Below are 17,581 nucleotides of genomic sequence, written 5' to 3'. Positions count from 1 at the left end.
GCTCTCCCCGAACTGGCGCATGGTTAGGGAGAGTTGCGTTGTCCGGGCCGAGCCGGGCGACGCGTTTCGACGTTAGCGCTGAATACTGATCCGTATCAACCGTTTGACACCTAACGGGTGAGACGGCATATGCCAACCCGTTGTACGTGAATGGGTAAAGATCGGCCCCCTGCCGTAGTGGACAGGGGGCCGGAGGGAATGACCGGGAGTCTCAGGCGAGGTCGTCAAACTCGCCTGCGGCGGCTCCATCGATGAAGGCCCTGAGCTTTGCCCGAGAGGTCCTGATGACGACACCGGGGTCGTCGCTCTCGCGCATCAGGATCTCGCCATCCTGTACTGCAACTTCCAGGCAGTTGCCCTCGGCGTCCGTCGACTTCGAAGACTTGCGCCACTGAATTTCCACTGTTCTCACGCCTTCACACTTGTTGCGCCATCTCGCGAATGAAATCGCGAGACCGTTCGGGGTCGTACGATCTCTCCTCCGTCCGGTCCAGGACGGCCCGGTAGTTGGCGAGCCTCGTCTCGGCGTCGAGGAATGCGGGGCCGGTAGGAGTGTCCGTCTGGACGGTGTCGAGCTGTGGCACTGGGCCATGTGCGTAAAGTGTCGAGCTTCCGGCGTTCGGGAAGCCGCCTACCTCGAACGGGATCACCCGAACGGTGACGTTGTCCCGCTCGGACTGTTTCAGCAGGTAGTCGAGCTGATTGCCGGTGATCTTCCGGTCGCCGAACCGCATCCGCAGTGCTGCTTCGTGGATCAGGAAAGTGAAGGCGGGCGCGTCGGCGCGGTCCAGTACGTCCCGTCGCCTCATCCGGTGTGAGAGGCGGCGCCGCAGGTCTATCGGGCGCACGGCCGGTACCGCTTCCTCGAACACGGCGCGCGCGTAGTCCTCGGTCTGGAGCAGCCCCGGCATGTGCATGATCTGCACGGCGCGGATGGCGACGGCGTGGTGCTCAAGCTCGGAGAGGTCGAGCGTGCCGGCGGAGAGGTCGTCGCGGTAGTCGTCCCACCAGCCGCGTCCGCGTTCCTCGGCGATCGACGCGAGGGCGTCGACGTAGTCGGTGTCGGGGCAGCCGTAGTGGCTCGCCCAGGTCCGGATGCGCTCGCTGCTCACGCCGAACCGGCCGCTTTCGATGCTGCTCATGGTGGTTCGGTCGGTGCTCAGCTGAGCGGCTGCGTCAGTGAGTGAAATCCCCGCGTGTTCGCGGATCTTCCTCAGTTCGGAACCCAAGCGGCGTTGCCGCGCGGTTGGGGCCTTCCTCGGTGGCATCGGCTCCCCTCCTGTCGGGTCTCAGTGTGGCCCGTGGTCCGGTGCAGGGTCTACCGTGTTCTACGGTTTGAGTGAATCCGTCCCACGCTTAGTACCTATTCCGCTACAGTCGGCGACAGCACACCGCGTCGCACGCCAGTAAGACCGAAGTGCAGCCGCTGACGCGCGCCTTGACGGTGCGTCACCTGGGGGCGGCCATTGCCACGCATGGCAGGCAGCGCGAACTCGTACCGCGTTGGGAGATGATCGCGAATGAACATGAGCGCCTTAACGCCCGTCGAGCCGTCCGGGCTGACCTATCGGCTGGTCGCGCCGAGCAGAGCCGATACACCGCGAATCGCCCGGGAGTGGGTGGCGTTGATCCTGCGCAGTGCCGGGCGCGAGCAGCTCGTGGAGCCGGCGCGGCTCTGTGCCTCCGAGGTGGTGACCAATGCGTACCGGCACACGGATACCCAGGAGATCGCCGTCGAGGTGGCGCTGGTGGGTGGGTGCGTGACGGTGTACGTCTACGACAGCGAGCCGGAGCGGCGGCCGTCGGGAGCGTGGAGTTCCGGGCCGCTCGATACGTGCGGGCGGGGGCTCGCGCTCGTGGGGGCGTACGCCGATGACTGGGCGGTCATAGCCCAGGGGGAGTGCGTGAAGGTCGTCTGGTTCCGCCTCGTCGGATGAGGATGGGCGGTGCGCCGGCGCCGGTCGGGGGACCGGTGTCGGCGCACCGCCGGTTCGTCAAGGCCGCATCTGCATGCCGTAGCGGGCTGCCGCCTCCACGATCTTCGCGACGTCCGGTTCGGTGACGGGCGGGAGTTCGTGGGAGGTGGCGGGTTCGCCCACCTCGGCGAAGAACTCGTCGATTCCGCCGCCCGGGGCGTAGGTGATGAGGAGGCGCGTGGTCTCCAGCGGTTCGAACCTCTCCCAGACTCCCTCCGGGATGTGGAAGAAGGAGCCGGGGCCGCCCTCGACCGTCTCGCCGTCGATGTGGAAGAGGATCCGGCCCTCCAGGACCAGGACGCTCTCGCTGCCGTTGTGGGTGTGGGTCGGCGGGCCCCAGCCCGCCGGAACCGTGAATTCGATGACCGCCAGTGCGCCGCCCGTCTCTTCGGTGGCTGCCTTGACCGTGTACAGGCCGTTCATCACCCAGAACGATCTGCCCTCGCCGTCCTTGAGGGCGATGGTCTTCTCGGCCATGACGGAACGCCTCCTTCTGTCGAGGAGTCTCCTTCCAGCGTCCGTCCGGCCCGCACCGGCCGCAACCGTCAGAGGATGGCGATCGGCGCCACCGGGGTGCCCACCGCGCCCACGAAGGGTTCGGGCATGGCGGAGAGGAGGAAGGAGTAGCGGGATTCTTCTGCACAGGCTGTGGACAACTTTTCGAGGTTCCAGTTCTGGCCCTGGTGCATGCCCATCTCCACCAGGTCCAGCGCGTGCACCGGTAGCCACAGGTTCTCGATCTCCGGCGGGAAGATCTCGAAGGTCAGCGTGTCATTGGCGACGGCCGCCACGTCCCGGGCGTGGAACCACTCGGGGGTGCGGACGGACAGACCGGGCGACGGATAACCGTACCCGTGTTTGTCGCCCGCCAGGTACACCTGGACCTGCCCGGTGCGCACCAGCACGATGTCGCCCGCCCGGACGGTGACCCCGCCGAACTCCTCCGCCTCCGCCAGGTCCTCCGGGGTCACCGCGTGGCCGCCCGGGAGCCGGTCCAGGCCCTTCGCGCGGGCCACGTCCAGCAGGACTCCGCGCGAGACGATGTGCCCGGCCTTGTCGATGCCGCTGAACTCGGCGCGGCCGTGGGCGGTGATCGAGGACGCCGGGCGGCCGTTGTAGATCCTGCCCGAGTGCGAGACGTGCGTGAGCGCGTCCCAGTGGGTGCCGGCCTGGAGGCCGAAGGTCACCGCGTCGTCGCTGCACGCCACCGTGCCCGGCCCGAAGAGCTCCTGGTTGATCTGCACCATCGTGTGCAGTGGGTTGATCCGGCCCGGGATCATCCCGGACTGCACCCCGTCCTCCTTGAGGGGGAGCGCCAGCGGGATGCGGCGGCCGGTGCGGATCTCGGCGGCGGCGGCCCGTACGACCTCGTCGGTGATGAGGTTGAGGGTGCCGATCTCGTCTTCGGCGCCCCAGCGGCCCCAGTTGTTGACGCGCTTGGCGATGTCGTGGAACTCGGCCGGCATGCCCATGGGTCTGATCAGCTCCTCGCGTTGAGAGAGAGGTTCGCGACAGTCCCCGTACGAACTGGGGCTTGTGCTCCTGCATCTGACTGCCCATAGAATCTAACGGACCGTCAGAAAACGCGGGAAGGGGCCGGACGTGGGGAACTTCTTGGCAGGCAAAGTCGTCGCCGTCACAGGCGCCGGCCGGGGCATCGGAAGGGCCGTGGCACTCGCCGCGGCCGCCGAGGGCGCCAAGGTCGTCGTGAACGACTACGGAGTGGGCATCGCGGGCGGTGAGCCGACCAGCGAGATCGCCGAATCCGTGGTGAAGGAGATCATCGCGGCGGGCGGCGAAGCCGTCGCCGTCGCCGACGACATCTCGACCATGGCGGGCGGCCAGCGCATCGTCGACACCGCGCTCGCCCAGTACGGACGCATCGACGGAGTCGTGTGCGTCGCGGGCAACCTGCGCGAGCGGATGCTGTTCAACATGTCCGAGGAGGAGTGGGACCCGGTGATCGCCACCCACCTCAAGGGCACCTTCACCGTCTTCCGGGCCGCCTCCGCCGTCATGCGGCGCCAGGGCAGCGGCACGCTGATCGGTTTCACCAGCGGCAACCACCAGGGCTCGGTGGCCCAGGCCAACTACAGCGCGGCCAAGGGCGGGATCATCTCGCTCGTACGGTCGGCCGCGCTCGGCCTGGCCAAGTACGGGGTCACCTCCAACGCCGTGGCGCCCGTCGCCCGGACCCGGATGTCGGCCAACGTGCCCATGGAGCTCAAGGAGATCGGCGAGCCCGAGGACGTGGCGGCGCTCGTCACGTACCTGCTCTCCGACAAGGCCGTCGCCGTCGGCGGGGAGAAGATCACCGGGCAGGTCTACACGATCGCCGGACCGAAGATCGCCGTCTGGGCCCAGCCGCGCGAGCTGCGCGCCGGGTACGCCGAAGGCTCCTGGACCCCCGAGAAGATCGCCGACTTCCTGCCCGGGACGGTCGGCACCGACCCGATGCCGATGCTGGCGCAGCTGGAGGCCATGGCGAAGGCGGCGGCCGCCAAGGACCGCCCCAACGCGTAGGAGGGGCACCGGACATGGATTTCAGCTTCGGAGCCGAGGACGAGGAGCTGCGCGGCCGCGCCCGGGCGTGGCTGGCGGAGCACCTCGTGGGTCCGTACGAGGAGGCCGTCGGCCTCGGCGGGCCCGGCAGCGAGCACGAGGGGGTCGAGATCCGGCGCGCCTGGGAGCGCGAGCTGGGCGCCGGCGGCTGGATCGGCCAGGGCTGGGCGACCCCGGACGGGGCCTACGGCAACCGGCGGCTGTCCCTCACCGGCCAGGTGGTGTGGGCCGAGGAGTACGCGGCCGCCCGGGCCCCGGCCCGGGTCGGCCACATCGGCGAGAACCTCCTCGCGCCCACGCTGATCGCCTACGGCACCCCGGAGCAGCAGGCCCGCTTCCTCCCCGGCATCGCCCGCGGCGAGGAACTGTGGTGCCAGGGGTACTCCGAACCCGGCGCCGGATCCGACCTGGCGGGGATCCGCACGACCGCCGTACGGGACCCGTCGGACGGTCTCCACCGGGTCACCGGGCAGAAGATCTGGACCTCCCTCGCCCAGGACGCCGACTGGTGCTTCGTCCTGGCCCGTACCGAGCCCGGATCCCGGCGGCACCGGGGGCTGTCCTTCCTCCTCGTACGGATGGACCAGCCGGGGAAGGTCGAAGTCCGGCCGATCCGGCAGATGTCGGGGACCTCCGAGTTCAACGAGGTCTTCTTCGACGGGGCCGTCGCCGCCGAGGTCGTCGGCGGCGAGGGCGACGGCTGGTCCGTGGCCATGGGACTGCTCGCGCTGGAGCGGGGCGTCTCCACGCTCGTCCAGCAGATCGGCTTCGCGGCGGAGCTGGAGCGGGTGGTCGGGGCGTACGTGGCCGCGGGCTCCGGAGACCCCGTCCTGCGCGAACGCCTCGTACGGCAGTGGGCCGAGCTGCGCACCATGCGGTGGAACGCGCTGCGGACGCTCGGCACCACCGGCGACCCGGGCGCGCCGAGCGTGGCGAAGCTGCTGTGGGGCGGCTGGCACCGGCGGCTCGGCGAGCTGGCGGTGGAGGTCCGGGGCGCGGCGGCCACGGCCGGGCCGGGCCACTGGGCGCACGGGACCCCGTATGAACTCGGACTGGACGAGGAGCAGCGGCTGTTCCTGTTCACCCGCGCCGACACGATCTACGGCGGCTCGGACGAGATACAGCGCAACATCATCGCCGAGCGCGTGCTCGGCCTGCCTAAGGAGTCCAGGTGAGAGGCGTCGTATTCGACGGCAAGCAGGCCCAGGTGGTCGACGATCTGGAGATCCGGGACCCCGGGCCGGGGGAGGTACTGGTCGCGATCGCGGCGGCCGGCCTGTGCCACAGCGACCTTTCGGTGATCGACGGGACGATCCCCTTCCCGCCGCCGGTGGTCCTCGGGCACGAGGGCGCGGGAGTGGTGGAGGCGGTCGGGTCCGGGGTCACGCACGTGGCGGCGGGGGACCACGTATCGCTGTCGACGCTCGCCAACTGCGGTGCGTGCGCGGACTGCGACCGGGGCCGCCCGACGATGTGCCGCAAGGCGATCGGGATGCCGGGGCAGCCGTTCTCGCGGGGCGGGAAGCCGCTCTACCAGTTCGCCTCGAACTCGGCCTTCGCCGAGCGGACCATCGTCAAGGCCGTGCAGGCGGTGAAGATACCCAAGGACATCCCGCTGACCTCGGCGGCGCTGATCGGCTGCGGGGTGCTCACGGGCGTGGGCGCCGTGCTGAACCGGGCCAAGGTGGACCGGGGCGAGACGGTGGTCGTCATCGGCACGGGCGGCATCGGGCTGAACGTCCTCCAGGGCGCGCGGATCGCGGGCGCGACCACCATCGTGGCCGTGGACGCGAACCCGGCGAAGGAGGCGGTGGCCCGGCAGTTCGGCGCCACGCACTTCATCGACGCCTCCTCGGTCCCCGACTCCTCGGCGGCGGTGAAGGAGATCCTGCCGACCGGTGCGGACCACGCCTTCGAGTGCGTGGGCAGCGTCAAGCTGATCCGCCAGGCCATCGACCTGCTGGACCGGCACGGACAGGCGATCCTGCTCGGCGTGCCCGGCTTCAAGGAGGAGGCCTCGTTCCAGGTCTCGTCCATGTACCTGGACAAGACGATCATGGGCTGCCGGTACGGGTCCTCGCGCCCGCAGCGGGACATCGCCCTCTACGCGGAGCTCTACCGGCAGGGCCGGCTGCTGCTGGACGAGCTGGTGACGGAGACCTACCCGGTCGAGGACTTCGCCAAGGCCGTGGACGACGCGCACCACGGACGGGTGGCGCGGGGGGTCCTCACCTTCTGACCCCGGAGCGGCCCGGCCGTCGGGCGCGGCGGGCCCGGCCGTCGGCCGCGGCGGCCCGGCTGCCGGCCGCGTCAGCTCTTCCGGGCCACCCAGGCCAGCGCCACCACCGGCGTCAGGCTCGCGAGGAGGGCGGGCAGGCGGCTGTAGCCGTGGACCTGGAATCCGAGGGCGACCGGCAGCAGCAGGACGAGGCCGACCAGCAGGACGGCGAGGGCCGGCAGGTGGACGCCGGGCCGGAAGCGGCGCAGGTCCCTCAGGTCGGACTCGTCCATGAACAACATCTTGGCGATGGAGCCCGCGATCACGAGGAAGGGCGCGACGAAGAACAGTACGAAGAGGTCGACCATCAGCCGGAGATGGCCCGTGGCGGCGTCTTCGGCCACGCCCTCCTCGGGGTGGGCCGGGGTGTTGAAGCCGGCGAACAGCACCATGAGGGCGGCGGCCACCGCGAACGGCACGCCGAAGGCGAAGATCCAGGGCAGGACGCGGTCACCGCGACGGCGGCGGGGTGTCCACGGCTCGTCCAGCGGTCCGGTCCGGGCCCGGTACGAGGCCACGACCCAGCAGCAGGCGAAGAAGGCGGATGCGCCCGCGAGGGACAGCGCGGCCGTCAGCGGGGGGTACCTGGACAGCGGGGTGAGCGCGCAGACGATCGCGCCGAGCGCGCTCGCCACCATCAGCCAGCCCGTGGCACCGGTCCACCGGCTGCGCCCCGGTACGTACGTTCTCGCCATGATCCCCCGCCCGTTCGAAGCCGCAGGATAGCGGCGGGCGGGGCGGGTTGTCGGGGTCGGTCGGGGTCAGTCGGTGAAGCGGCCGAAGCGGCCCTTGTGGAAGAGGAGCGGGTCGCCCTCGCCGGCCGCGCCCATGGCTTCGACCCGGCCCACGACGATGAGGTGGTCCCCGCCCGTGTGCACGGCGTGGATCCGGCAGTCGATCCACGCGGGCACGGCGTCGAGCTGGGGCGATCCGGTGGCGGGGGCGGGCGTGTGGGCCACCCCGGCGAACTTGTCGGCGCCGCTGACGGCGAACGACCGGCACAGCTCGCCCTGTTCGGCGCCGAGGATGTTGACGCAGAACACCCCGGCGCGCGCGATGCGGGGCCAGGTGGTCGACGTACGGGCCACCATGAAGGTGACCATCGGCGGGTCGAGCGAGAGCGAGGCGAAGGACTGGCAGGCGAAGCCTGCCGGACCGTCCTCGCCCTCGCCGGGCGGTGCGGTGATGATCGTGACCCCGCTGGCGAAGTTCCCCAGTACGGCCCGGAATTCGGCGGGGCTGACGGGCGCGCGTTCGTCCTCGCGCACGGCCCGGAGGTCGGGGCGCGGCAGCACCTCGACGGACTCGACGGACTCGGCCCCGGGCTCCGCGGCGGACGCGGAGGTGGGGGAGCCGACTGACCTGAGGTATCGGACGACGGTGGCCGCCATCCCTGCGTGTCCCATCACATGACCGATTGAAGCTGACGGTGCGTCAGATGGGAAGAGCGGTGTATGGTTCGCGTCAATTGAACGTGTTCAGTAAATCTCGGGGGGCTCGCCGTGTGGAACCGCATGCGCAGAACGGGGCAGGTGAGCCCCGGGGGGTCGCGATGGGCGAGCCCATCGGGCGGCTGGATCTCCCTCGCGCCCGGCGCCGAAGTGGCCTTCGCGGCGCAGTTCCTGTTCGGCGGGCTCTTTTGGACGCTCACCCTCGGCACGCACGACGACTACGACACGGGCAACGGCGGCGTGGGCGGCATGCTGGGGCTGCTCTGCGTGGGCGTGTTCGCTCCGCCCGTCCTGTACCTGTACGGATGGCTGCAAGCGTGGCTGTTCACGGTGCCGGTGATGATGCTGTCGAACGCCATCGGGGTACGCACCCGGGTCCCGGCGCCCTGGTGGGCCCTGCCGGCGCTGTTGGTGGTCTCCGCCGCGTACGCGGTGCCGCTGACCTTGGCGCTCGGAGGCCCGTACGTCATCACGTGCTGCGCGATCGCCATCGTCGGGGTGATCCCGGCCGGGCTGGCGGTGTGCGCGCGCATGCGGCAGTGGCCGAAGGCGAAGGTGCGCAAGTGGCTGCTGATCGTGACGGGGGCCGCGGTGCCGCTCACCATCGTCGGGGGCATCGTGGGCTACACGACGGGGCTGATACCCGCATACCGGCCGCCGGCCCTGGTGCGGGCCGACTTCGTCGGCGAATGGTCCGGCGAGGACGGGACCCGGCTGGTGCTCGGCGCGGGCGGAGAGGTGACGGCGCAGGGGCTGCCCGTGGAGCAGCCGACCGGCGACGCGGGTTCCTGCACCGGCAGCGGTACGTGGAAGGACACGGCCGCGATCGGCGACCACCGGGCCGGGGTCTCCCTCACCGTCCCCGACTGCAAGCGCGCGGAGCTGAGGTGGGCCGTGGCGGGGACGGCGGAGAGGCCGGAGCTGTTCGTCATGATCGGCGATGACGACGACGGCGTGCTGCGGATCCTGCGGAAGCGGTGACCGGTGAGCCGGATGGAAGGCGGGCTGGGCAGGGCCGAGGCCCCGGCCGAACCCCCCGGGAAGCTGCGCGAGTGGACCGCCGTCGCACCCGGCGCCGAAATGGTCGCCGCGGCGCAGTTCCTGCTCGCCGGGATGGCGTGGATCACCCACCTCGTCGCGCGCGACTACGACGGGGAGGTCTTCGGCGCCCTCGCGGGCCTGCTCTGCGCGTGCGTCTTCGCGCCGCCGGTCGTGTACGTGGTGGGCTGGCTGCACACGGTCCTGTTCACCATGCCGGTGATGGCGCTGTCGAACGCGGCGGGCGTACGGGGCCGGGTGCGCGGGCCCCTGTTCCTGTTCCTGTTCCTGCTCCTGTTCCTGCTCTGCGCCGTGTACGCCGTACCGCTGACCTGGCTGTTCGGAGCCCCGTACGCGGCCACGTACGCCGTCGCGTGGGGCTGGCTCGTGGCCGCCGGGGTGCTCCCGGTCATGCTGGCGGCGTGTGCGCGCAAGTGGGCGTGGCCGAGGGCCGCGATCCGGAAGTCGACGGCCGCCGTGGCCGGGCTCGCGCTGCCGCTCGTCCTCTCCGCCGGTGTCGGGGGTTACCTGGAGTGGGTGTTTCCCGATGACAGGCCGCCGGTCCTGGAACGGGCCGACCTCGTCGGGGAGTGGAGCGGCGCAGGCACCAGGCTGGTGCTCGGCGACGACGGCTCGGTCAAGGCGGTGGGGCTGCCCGTGCAGCACGACTCCCCGCGCGACACCGGCGCCTGCGAGGGGACCGGGACGTGGGAGGCGGCCGACGTGTCCAAGGCGGCCGGCCGCCACCGGGCGGGCGTGGCCCTCGTCGTCCCCGGCTGCGGGGAGGCGGAGCGGGGGTGGGAGATCAGGGGGACCGCGGCGGAACCCGAACTGTTCGTCTACATCGGGGACATGGACGAGGGGTATGCGGTGGTGCTGAAACGGAAGTAGGGCCCCGCTATCGGCCCAGGTACTTGGGGGTGCGGCGCTCGACGAAGCTCGCGACGCCCTCGTTCGCGTCGGCCGTGGTCATGTTGATCTCCTGGGCGGTGGCCTCGGCGGCGAACGCGGTCGCCCGGCCGCCGTCCAGGGAGGCGTTGACCAGCTGCTTCGTCATCGCGATGGCCCGGGTCGGGCCCTGCGCGAGCCGCTCGGCCCACTCCCGGGCGGTGTCCTCCAGCGCCTCCGCCGGAACCACCTTGTTGACCAGCCCGAGGCGTTCGGCCTCCGCCGCGGGGACGGCGTCGCCGAAGAACATCAGCTCCTTCGCCTTCTGCGGGCCGACCAGGCGGGGCAGCAGGTACGCGCCGCCGCCGTCCGGGACCAGGCCGCGGCGGACGAACACCTCGATGAAACGGGCCGGTTCGGCGGCGATGACGAGGTCGCAGGCGAGGGCGAGGTGGGCGCCGATGCCGGCGGCCGTGCCGTTGACGGCGGCGATGACCGGCTTCTCGCAGTCGAGCACGGCGGTGATCAGGCGCTGCGCGCCGAGCCGGATCATGCGGGCCACGTCGCCGGCGACCCGCTCCGTGGTGGCCGGCGCCCCGCGCAGATCCGCGCCGGCGCAGAACCCCTTGCCGGTGGCGGTGACGACCACCGCCCGCACGGCGGGGTCGGCGGAGGCCTCGGCGAGCAGGGCGATGACGCGCTCGCGCTGGTCCCAGGTGACGGCGTTCATCGCCTCGGGGCGGTTGAGGGTGATCCAGGAGACACCGTTGTCGAAGCGGTGGAGGACTTCGTCCTCGGGGGTGCGGGTCATGAGTTGAACTCCCGTTCGGGGATGGGGTGGTTGGGTACGGGTACGTGGCCGTGCGCGGCGCCGTCGCCGGGGACCAGCCCCCGGACCCCCGCGCCTCAAACGCCGGCGAGGCTGAAGGGTCGCCTCAAACGCCGGCGAGGCTGAAAGATCGCCTCAAGCGCCGGCGGGGCTGGAATTCGGCCGGCCTCAGCCTGCATGTGCGCCCTGCGGGCAACCAGCCCGCGAGGTCGAAAGATGCGCTGCGCGCGTGCAGGTTGGCGCCGGCCAAATCCAGCCCCGCCCGGGGGCCCGTCCCAGCGGTAGCTGGGGGAGCTTGAGGCGCGGGTTCCGGGGCGGAGCCCCAGGGGTCCGGGCGGAGCCCGGGACCCCTCCCAGTCCGTCCCGGGGGTACCTCCCAGCGGTAGCTGGGGGAGTTTGAAGCGCGGGGTCTGGGGGCGGAGCCCCAGGGGTTCGGGCGGAGCCCGGAGCCGACGGGTCTGGGCGGAGCCCAGGGAACGGTGGAAGGGTGGGGCGGGGACGGCTCCGCGCAGCGGGCACCCCGGGCCCCGGCAGCGGCCCTGGCACCGCCAGCGGCTCCGGCACCGGTACCGCCAGCGGCTCCGGCACCGGTACCGGTACCGGTACCGGTACCGCCAGCGGCTCCGGCTCCGGCTCCGGCTCCGGCACCGGTACCGGCACCGGCCCTGGCCACGGCAGCGGCCCCGGCCCTGGCACCGGGCCCCGGCCCCGGCAGCGGCCCCGGCCCCGGCAGCGGCACCGGCCCCGGCAGCGGCACCGGCACCGGCACCGGCACCGGCAGGGCACCGGTACCGGCAGGGGCGACCCGCCCGGTCAGTGACAAATGGCCAGCGCGTCCAGCGCGACCGCGCCCTGGCCCCTCGGGAGGACCATCAAGGGGTTGATGTCGAGCTCGGAGAGCTCGTCGCCCAGTTCCATCGCCATCCGCTGGACCCGGAGGATGACCTCCACCAGCGCGTCGACGTCGGCCGGGGGTGCCCCCCGTACGCCCTCCAGCAGCGGATGCCCGCGCAGCTCCCTCAGCATGGCCCGCGCCTGGTCCTCGCCGAACGGCGGCACCCGGACCGCCGCGTCGTGGAGGACCTCCACCAGGACACCGCCCAGCCCCACCGTCACCGTCGGGCCGAAGAGGTCGTCCTGGGTGACCCCGACGACCATCTCGACGCCGCGCTCCACCATCTGGCAGACGAGGATCCCGTCCAGCGGGACGTTCTCGTAGCGCGCGATGTCGGTCAGCTCCCGGTAGGCGTCGCGGATCTGGCTCGCCGAGGTGAGGCCGATCTTGACCAGGCCCAGCTCCGTCTTGTGCGCGAGCTGCGGGCCCGAGGCCTTCATGACCACCGGGTACCCGACCAGGCCCGCCGCCCGGACCGCGGCCGCCGCGCTCGTCACCAGCTGCTCCCGGGGCACCCGGATCCCGTAGGCCCGCAGGAGCTGCTTCGCCGAGTGCTCGCTGAGCTGCTGGCCGGGGCGCATGAGCGCCTGGGCCTTGCGGAAGGACGGGGACAGGGTGCGCGGGGCGTCCTCGAAGGGGGAGCGGTAGGCGGCGGTGAAGCGGTGGTGGCCGAGGTAGGCGCGGACGGCGGTGATGCAGTTGCCGAAGGTGCGGAAGGTCGCGACGCGGGAGGACCCGAGGAGGGTGGTCCGGTAGGCCTCTTCGGTGCCGACCGGGGAGCCCCAGATCACGCAGATCAGCTTGTCGGTCTGCTCGGCCGCGTCCACCAGGTCCTGCGCGAGCTTGTCGCTCATGGGCGGGAAGGGGCCGGTGATCGGGCAGATCAGGACGCCTACGGAGGGGTCGGCGAGGATCGCGTCGATGATCTTGCGGCCGCGCCAGTCGCCGACGGGGTGGCCGCCGTTGTCGATGGGGTTGGAGACGCCCAGGTACTCCGGGATCCACTGGTGCAGCTCGTCCTGCTTGGCCCGGGAGAGGGTGGGGAGGGTGAGGCCCGCCTCCGTCGCCAGGTCGGAGAAGTGGGCGCCGGTGCCGCCGGAGATGGAGTAGACGACGACCCCGTCGGCGAGCGGCTTGCGGGCCCGCGCGAGGAGGGCGGCGGTGTCCTGGAGCTCGTCGAGCCCGTCCACCCGTATGACGCCGAACTGGCGCATGGCGGCGTCGACGACGGTGTCCGCGCCGGTCAGCTTCCCGGTGTGGGAGGCGGCCATCCGGGCGCCGGTCTCGGTGCGGCCGACCTTGACGGCGACGACGGGTACGCCGTTGCGCGCCGCCCGGTCGGCGGCCAGGAGGAACTGGCGGCCGTCCCTGAGGCCCTCCACGTAGCAGGCGATGGCGCCGACCTCGGGCTGCTCGGCGAAGTAGGAGATGAAGTCGGAGGTTTCGAGGTCGGCCTCGTTGCCGGTCGGAGCCCAGTGGGAGAGGCGGATGCCCAGCTCCTGGAGGGTGTAGACGGGCCGGCCCTGGTGCCCGGACTGGGTGATCAGGGCGATGGCCGGGCCGTCGAGGTCATCGCGGAACTTCTCGAAGGCGTTGAGGTTCGTGTTCGGGCCGAGCAGACGCAGCCCCGAGCGCCGGACGGCCGCGCCGAGGCGGGCCTGTGCGGCGGCGCCCTCGTCACCGGTCTCGGCGAAGCCGGAGGCGAAGGCCACGGCGAACTTCACCTTGGCCTCGGCCAGTTGCTCGATCACGGGGAGCGGGTCGGCGATGAGGAGGACGGCGAGGTCCACCTGCTCGGGCAGGTCGGCCACGGAGGCGACGCACGGCAGCCCGAAGACGGTGGCGCGGGTGGGGTGGACGGGGTGGAGCCGGGCTCCGACGCGCTCCGCCCAGGCGATGAGCTGCCGGGTGATCCCGGTGTTCGGCCGCCCTTCGGCGTCCGAGGCCCCGATGACGGCCACGGACTCGGGCCGGAAGAACCGGTCCAGGTCGGGAGCGTCGGCGTGCAGGGGCCGACCGCTGACGTCCAGCGCGACCGTGTCCTCGGCGGAGGGGGCCGTCGTGGAGTGGACGGCCGTCCTGGGGCTCTCCCCGCAGGCCTCGACACGTGCGCGGAAGTCGGTGGTGAGGGTGCCGTGAGTAGATCCAAGCATCGTTCCGCCCGCCTCCTGCTCGATGAACCTCGATGAATCTCGACGAATCTCGAAGGGTCTCAATAACTGACGTGTAGTCAGATTACTGAACTGACGTGCCGTCAGGAACAGGGATGCGCAGGAAAGGTGGTGGAGGTGGTGTGTGGAACGGTCTCAGATCCCCCGGGGCCCGGTCCAGACCAGAATCCGGCCGAGGTCGGGCGGCCGTCCGCGTCGCGGATGTGCGGAGCGGCTTCACCGGGCACCGCGCCCTGCCGGGCCGGGGCGGGCCGCCGGGGCGTGACGGTGGCAGGGCCCGGCTCCGGCCCCGGCCCCGGGCCCCGCCGGGCCTACGCGCGGAGGTCGCGGGCCACGGCCTTCGCGATCTTCTCGGCGTCCAGGGCCAGTTCGCGGAACATGCCGCTGATGGGGTTGGTGAAACCGGTGAAGTAGAGCCCCGGGGCGTGCGGGGCCGTCCGGGAGCCGTGGGTGCGGGGGCGGCCGCGGTCGTCCAGTACGTCGAGGCCGCCGACCAGGCCCTCCAGGGCGCGGCGGTAGCCGGTGGCGGCGATCACCGCGTCCGGGGTGATGCGGGAGCCGTCCGCGAGGACCACCCCGTCGCCGTCGAAGGACTCGACGGCGGCCACGGGTTCCACCCGCCCGGCGCGGACCGCATCGACCAGGCCGACGTCCTGGACCGGGATCGAGCCCTGCTTGACCCTGCTGTACAGGCCGGTGGTGGGGCGCGGGAGCCCGTACGCGGACAGGTCCGGGACCGAGGCCTTGCCGACGATCGCACCGAGCCGGTCGACGAGCCCGACGGGGAGCCTCCGTACCAGGATCCCGGTGCGCTGGGCGGGCCAGCCGGCGGTGGAGCGGCGCAGGATGTGCGGGGCCGTGCGCACGGCGAGCCGGACCCGGGCGGCGCCGCCGTCGGCGAGGTCGACGGCTATCTCGGCGCCGGTGTTGCCGACGCCGACGACGAGGACGTCCCGGCCCGCGTAGGGAGCGGGGTTGCGGTAGTCGGCGGCGTGCGCGAGCACGCCCCCGTACGCCTCCCGGCCGGGCCAGTCCGGAATCACCGGCGTGTGGTTGAACCCGGTGGCGACCACGACGGCCCCGGCGGCCATGACCCGGCCGCCACTGGCGTGCAGGGTCCAGCCGGTCCCTTCGGGCCCGTCGGCGGCGGCGGGCTCTATGCGGGTCACCTCGACCCCGGTGACGAGCTCCAGGTCGTGGAACTCGGCGTACTTCTCCAGGTACCGCACGACGTTCTCGCGCGCGACCCAGCGTCCGAACCGGCGCGGCATGGCCAGGCCGGGCAGGGCGGAGAGGCGGCGCGTGGTGTGCAGGTGCAGCCGGTCGTAGTGCCGCCGCCAGGAGGCGCCGACCGACTCGGACTTCTCCACGATCACCACGCGGACCCCTCGGGCGCGCAGCGCGGCGGCGACGGCGAGGCCGCCGGGGCCGGCGCCGATCACGTAGACCGGGCGGGGCTGGGTGGACATGTCGGGTGCTGTGGGGACTCCGGGCATGAGGTGTGAGCGTATCGCCGTGCGGGGGCGGTGGGTCTCGGACGAGGAGGGAATCGATTGCGGATCGATCACGGGGGCCTTGTGGGATGGGGCGCGATCCGCTGAACTGACGGAGTGTCAGGTGTGGGGCGGGCGGCGCGTGCGCGCCCGGGGCCCCGTCGGGTGCGGTGCAGAGGAGCTGTTGTTGTGGGTACGGGTACGGGTACGGGTACTGCGGGTACCGCGGGTGGCGGCGCGCGCTACGACTTGCCGGAGATCGACGACTTCACCCGGCCCTACTGGGACGCGGCGGCGGAGGGCCGGCTCCTGCTGCGGCGCTGCGGGGAGTGCGGGAAGGCGCACCACTACCCGCGGGAGTTCTGCCCGGCCTGCTGGGCGGGCGAGGACCGGGTGACGTGGGAGACGGCGAGCGGCCGGGCCACCCTCTACACCTGGTCGGTGATCCACCGCAACGACCTGCCGCCCTTCGGGGAGCGGACGCCGTACGTGGCGGCGGTGGTGGATCTGGCGGAGGGCCCCCGGATGATGACCGAGGTCGTGGGCGCGGACGGGGCGGACCTGCGGGTGGGCATGGACCTGGAGGTGACCTTCCGCGAAGCGGCGGAGGGGGTCTGGGTGGCGGTGTTCGGGGTGGCCCTTTCCTGACGGGCCCTAACGGCCGGGGCCCGGGCCCCGGCCCCGGGCTAAGGCCAGAGCAGGTGGCGGGTCCAAGGGGAGCCGGACCCCGGGGTGCGGACGTAGCGCAGGCGGGTGTGGCGGCGGGCCGCGTCGCCCTGGAAGAACTCGACCTCGGTGGGGGACAGGACGTACCGGGTCCAGGTCGGGGCCGGGGCGTCCGGCTCCGCGCCCGCGCGGTCCCAGGCCGCCGCCGAGGCCACGGCCAGTTCCTCCGGGGAGGACAGCACCTCGCTCTGCCGGCCCGTCAGCGCCGCCGCCAGCGCCCCGCGCGAGCGGACCGCGAGGTCCGCGCGGCTCTCCGCCGCGTCGCACGCGGTGACCCGGCCCCGGATGCGGATCTGGCGGGCCACGGCGGGCCAGTAGAAGCCCAGTGCGGCCTCCGGCTGCCCGGCCAGCTGGCGTCCCTTGGCGCTGGTGGAGTGCGAGGCGAAGTGCCAGCCGCGCTCGTCGGCTTCGTGCAGCATCAGGGTGCGCACGTCCGGCCACCCGTCCGCGTCCACCGTCGCCAGGCTCATGGTGTGCGGCTCGGGCTGCCCCGCCCTCGCGGCGTGCGTGAACCACTCCCGGAAGAGCGCCACCGGCTCCTCCGGCGCGGCGGCCGCGTCGAAGACGGGCAGCGGGCCGTCCCAGACGCGCAGCGAGTGCAGCGTCGCGTGGAACTCGTCGGAAGGGCCGGAGCCTTCGGGATCGCCCGGTGGTGTGGTGGTCATGCCCCAATCGAACACCAAACGCGCGATCCGTTCCTATGCTGTGCGGTCCCTGTGCGTTTTCTGTGGGGACTTCGTGGGTGGGGAGTGACGGAATGAAGAGCAACGACATCAACATCGGCGTCATACGAAGAGCCGTGGTGGCCCTGGCGGTGGCCGGTCTCACGGTGGCCTGCGGACCCGTGGCGGGAAGCGGTGCTTCCCCGGCAACTCCGGCCGCCCCGTCCGTCCTGGCGAGTTCACCGGCGACCACCACCGCGCCGCCGAGTCCGTCGCCCACCCCGAGCCCGTCGGCCACCGCGACCCCGACTCCGACCCCGACGCTGACCCCGGCTCCGACTCCCACTCCGACTCCGAAGCCCGCCGATCCCAAGCCGGCCCCCGCCCCGAGCCGGAGCACCGCGAAGCCGCCGACGCCGGTCGCCACCGAGGTCCCGGAAGAGCCCGCGAGCGGCACCTGCGAGATCGTCTCCAACGCCGGGAACTGCTACAACGCCGGCCAGTTCTGCCGGAAGGCCGACCTCGGGAAGTCCACCCACGCCACCAACCGCCGGATGATCTACTGCCGTCTGGACGGCACGCAGCCCCGCTGGCAGTACTAGGCCCGCCGGG

At 72.2% G+C, this 17,581-nt stretch carries 18 protein-coding genes; 8 read left to right on the top strand and 10 right to left on the bottom strand.

Features of this window, described 5'->3' with window-relative positions:
- Nucleotides 1-211 precede the first annotated feature (211 nt).
- Nucleotides 212-403, bottom strand: coding sequence for a DUF397 domain-containing protein (locus ACFXDJ_RS27335; protein WP_266576452.1), 192 nt, complete (start codon nt 401-403; stop codon nt 212-214).
- A 13-nt stretch (nt 404-416) separates the two neighbouring features.
- Nucleotides 417-1,268 (bottom strand): helix-turn-helix domain-containing protein, encoded by an 852-nt coding sequence (locus ACFXDJ_RS27330; RefSeq protein ID WP_384656693.1) that lies wholly within the window; start codon nt 1,266-1,268, stop codon nt 417-419.
- A 258-nt stretch (nt 1,269-1,526) separates the two neighbouring features.
- Here ACFXDJ_RS27330 and ACFXDJ_RS27325 point away from each other — a divergent pair, with 258 nt between their 5' ends.
- Complete coding sequence (locus ACFXDJ_RS27325) at nt 1,527-1,937, top strand: ATP-binding protein (RefSeq protein WP_384656695.1); 411 nt, start codon at nt 1,527-1,529, stop codon at nt 1,935-1,937.
- Between the two features lie 57 nt (nt 1,938-1,994).
- On the opposite strand, the gene ACFXDJ_RS27320 is transcribed toward ACFXDJ_RS27325, so the two are convergent.
- Together ACFXDJ_RS27320 and ACFXDJ_RS27315 are read right to left on the bottom strand one after the other, a co-directional pair.
- On the bottom strand, nt 1,995-2,453 hold the full coding sequence (locus tag ACFXDJ_RS27320) for a cupin domain-containing protein (RefSeq protein WP_384850620.1): 459 nt from the start codon (nt 2,451-2,453) through the stop codon (nt 1,995-1,997).
- Between the two features lie 68 nt (nt 2,454-2,521).
- Nucleotides 2,522-3,448, bottom strand: coding sequence for a cyclase family protein (locus tag ACFXDJ_RS27315; protein WP_384850618.1), 927 nt, complete (start codon nt 3,446-3,448; stop codon nt 2,522-2,524).
- 130 nt (nt 3,449-3,578) lie between these two features.
- Between ACFXDJ_RS27315 and ACFXDJ_RS27310 the strand changes: the two genes are divergently transcribed.
- The 3 genes from ACFXDJ_RS27310 to ACFXDJ_RS27300 are packed head-to-tail and all read left to right on the top strand — an operon-like array spanning nt 3,579 to nt 6,777.
- Nucleotides 3,579-4,499, top strand: a complete 921-nt coding sequence (locus tag ACFXDJ_RS27310; protein WP_384656701.1) for an SDR family oxidoreductase — start codon at nt 3,579-3,581, stop codon at nt 4,497-4,499.
- 14 nt (nt 4,500-4,513) lie between these two features.
- Nucleotides 4,514-5,713, top strand: a complete 1,200-nt coding sequence (locus ACFXDJ_RS27305; RefSeq protein ID WP_384850615.1) for an acyl-CoA dehydrogenase family protein — start codon at nt 4,514-4,516, stop codon at nt 5,711-5,713.
- Nucleotides 5,710-6,777 (top strand): Zn-dependent alcohol dehydrogenase, encoded by a 1,068-nt coding sequence (locus ACFXDJ_RS27300; RefSeq protein ID WP_384656709.1) that lies wholly within the window; start codon nt 5,710-5,712, stop codon nt 6,775-6,777. The genes ACFXDJ_RS27305 and ACFXDJ_RS27300 overlap by 4 nt, the downstream gene beginning before the upstream one ends.
- A 71-nt stretch (nt 6,778-6,848) precedes the next feature.
- On the opposite strand, the gene ACFXDJ_RS27295 is transcribed toward ACFXDJ_RS27300, so the two are convergent.
- Entirely contained in the window at nt 6,849-7,511 is a 663-nt protein-coding gene (locus tag ACFXDJ_RS27295; RefSeq protein ID WP_384656711.1) for a hypothetical protein, read from the bottom strand.
- A gap of 66 nt (nt 7,512-7,577) precedes the next feature.
- Entirely contained in the window at nt 7,578-8,207 is a 630-nt protein-coding gene (locus ACFXDJ_RS27290) for a flavin reductase family protein (RefSeq protein WP_384656731.1), read from the bottom strand.
- 141 nt (nt 8,208-8,348) lie between these two features.
- Here ACFXDJ_RS27290 and ACFXDJ_RS27285 point away from each other — a divergent pair, with 141 nt between their 5' ends.
- Both ACFXDJ_RS27285 and ACFXDJ_RS27280 read left to right on the top strand, forming a co-directional pair.
- Nucleotides 8,349-9,248, top strand: a complete 900-nt coding sequence (locus ACFXDJ_RS27285) for a hypothetical protein (protein WP_384850613.1) — start codon at nt 8,349-8,351, stop codon at nt 9,246-9,248.
- A gap of 3 nt (nt 9,249-9,251) precedes the next feature.
- On the top strand, nt 9,252-10,196 hold the full coding sequence (locus ACFXDJ_RS27280; protein ID WP_384656716.1) for a hypothetical protein: 945 nt from the start codon (nt 9,252-9,254) through the stop codon (nt 10,194-10,196).
- A 7-nt stretch (nt 10,197-10,203) separates the two neighbouring features.
- On the opposite strand, the gene ACFXDJ_RS27275 is transcribed toward ACFXDJ_RS27280, so the two are convergent.
- The 3 genes from ACFXDJ_RS27275 to ACFXDJ_RS27265 all read right to left on the bottom strand — a co-directional run bounded on the left by ACFXDJ_RS27275 (nt 10,204) and on the right by ACFXDJ_RS27265 (nt 15,557).
- Nucleotides 10,204-11,004, bottom strand: coding sequence for an enoyl-CoA hydratase/isomerase family protein (locus tag ACFXDJ_RS27275; protein WP_384850610.1), 801 nt, complete (start codon nt 11,002-11,004; stop codon nt 10,204-10,206).
- A gap of 831 nt (nt 11,005-11,835) precedes the next feature.
- Nucleotides 11,836-14,070, bottom strand: a complete 2,235-nt coding sequence (locus tag ACFXDJ_RS27270) for an acetate--CoA ligase family protein (protein ID WP_384850607.1) — start codon at nt 14,068-14,070, stop codon at nt 11,836-11,838.
- Nucleotides 14,071-14,399: 329 nt separating this feature from the next.
- Nucleotides 14,400-15,557 (bottom strand): flavin-containing monooxygenase, encoded by a 1,158-nt coding sequence (locus ACFXDJ_RS27265; RefSeq protein WP_384850604.1) that lies wholly within the window; start codon nt 15,555-15,557, stop codon nt 14,400-14,402.
- Nucleotides 15,558-15,770: 213 nt separating this feature from the next.
- Here ACFXDJ_RS27265 and ACFXDJ_RS27260 point away from each other — a divergent pair, with 213 nt between their 5' ends.
- Nucleotides 15,771-16,229: a Zn-ribbon domain-containing OB-fold protein gene (locus ACFXDJ_RS27260; protein WP_384850601.1), complete on the top strand. Its 459-nt coding sequence runs from the start codon at nt 15,771-15,773 to the stop codon at nt 16,227-16,229.
- 38 nt (nt 16,230-16,267) lie between these two features.
- Here the strand turns inward: ACFXDJ_RS27260 and ACFXDJ_RS27255 are convergent, their stop codons facing one another.
- Entirely contained in the window at nt 16,268-16,972 is a 705-nt protein-coding gene (locus tag ACFXDJ_RS27255) for a pyridoxal 5'-phosphate synthase (RefSeq protein WP_384850599.1), read from the bottom strand.
- 92 nt (nt 16,973-17,064) lie between these two features.
- Here ACFXDJ_RS27255 and ACFXDJ_RS27250 point away from each other — a divergent pair, with 92 nt between their 5' ends.
- Nucleotides 17,065-17,571: a hypothetical protein gene (locus ACFXDJ_RS27250; protein ID WP_384850596.1), complete on the top strand. Its 507-nt coding sequence runs from the start codon at nt 17,065-17,067 to the stop codon at nt 17,569-17,571.
- Nucleotides 17,572-17,581: the final 10 nt, after the last annotated feature.

The sequence above is a fragment of the Streptomyces sp. NPDC059443 genome (genome assembly GCF_042750105.1).
Taxonomy (GTDB): domain Bacteria; phylum Actinomycetota; class Actinomycetes; order Streptomycetales; family Streptomycetaceae; genus Streptomyces.
Note: the sequence above shows the minus strand (reverse complement) of the source record. Positions and strands in the feature narration are given on the sequence as shown.

What these genes read in the sequence shown, in the direction of transcription:
- ACFXDJ_RS27330 (WP_384656693.1), bottom strand. Translation starts at nt 1,268, where the DNA reads ATGCCACCGAGGAAGGCCCCAACCGCGCGGCAACGCCGCTTGGGTTCC.
- ACFXDJ_RS27325 (WP_384656695.1), top strand. Translation starts at nt 1,527, where the DNA reads ATGAGCGCCTTAACGCCCGTCGAGCCGTCCGGGCTGACCTATCGGCTG.
- ACFXDJ_RS27320 (WP_384850620.1), bottom strand. Translation starts at nt 2,453, where the DNA reads ATGGCCGAGAAGACCATCGCCCTCAAGGACGGCGAGGGCAGATCGTTC.
- ACFXDJ_RS27315 (WP_384850618.1), bottom strand. Translation starts at nt 3,448, where the DNA reads ATGGGCATGCCGGCCGAGTTCCACGACATCGCCAAGCGCGTCAACAAC.
- ACFXDJ_RS27305 (WP_384850615.1), top strand. Translation starts at nt 4,514, where the DNA reads ATGGATTTCAGCTTCGGAGCCGAGGACGAGGAGCTGCGCGGCCGCGCC.
- ACFXDJ_RS27295 (WP_384656711.1), bottom strand. Translation starts at nt 7,511, where the DNA reads ATGGCGAGAACGTACGTACCGGGGCGCAGCCGGTGGACCGGTGCCACG.
- ACFXDJ_RS27290 (WP_384656731.1), bottom strand. Translation starts at nt 8,207, where the DNA reads ATGGCGGCCACCGTCGTCCGATACCTCAGGTCAGTCGGCTCCCCCACC.
- ACFXDJ_RS27275 (WP_384850610.1), bottom strand. Translation starts at nt 11,004, where the DNA reads ATGACCCGCACCCCCGAGGACGAAGTCCTCCACCGCTTCGACAACGGT.
- ACFXDJ_RS27270 (WP_384850607.1), bottom strand. Translation starts at nt 14,070, where the DNA reads ATGCTTGGATCTACTCACGGCACCCTCACCACCGACTTCCGCGCACGT.
- ACFXDJ_RS27265 (WP_384850604.1), bottom strand. Translation starts at nt 15,557, where the DNA reads ATGTCCACCCAGCCCCGCCCGGTCTACGTGATCGGCGCCGGCCCCGGC.
- ACFXDJ_RS27255 (WP_384850599.1), bottom strand. Translation starts at nt 16,972, where the DNA reads ATGACCACCACACCACCGGGCGATCCCGAAGGCTCCGGCCCTTCCGAC.
- ACFXDJ_RS27250 (WP_384850596.1), top strand. Translation starts at nt 17,065, where the DNA reads ATGAAGAGCAACGACATCAACATCGGCGTCATACGAAGAGCCGTGGTG.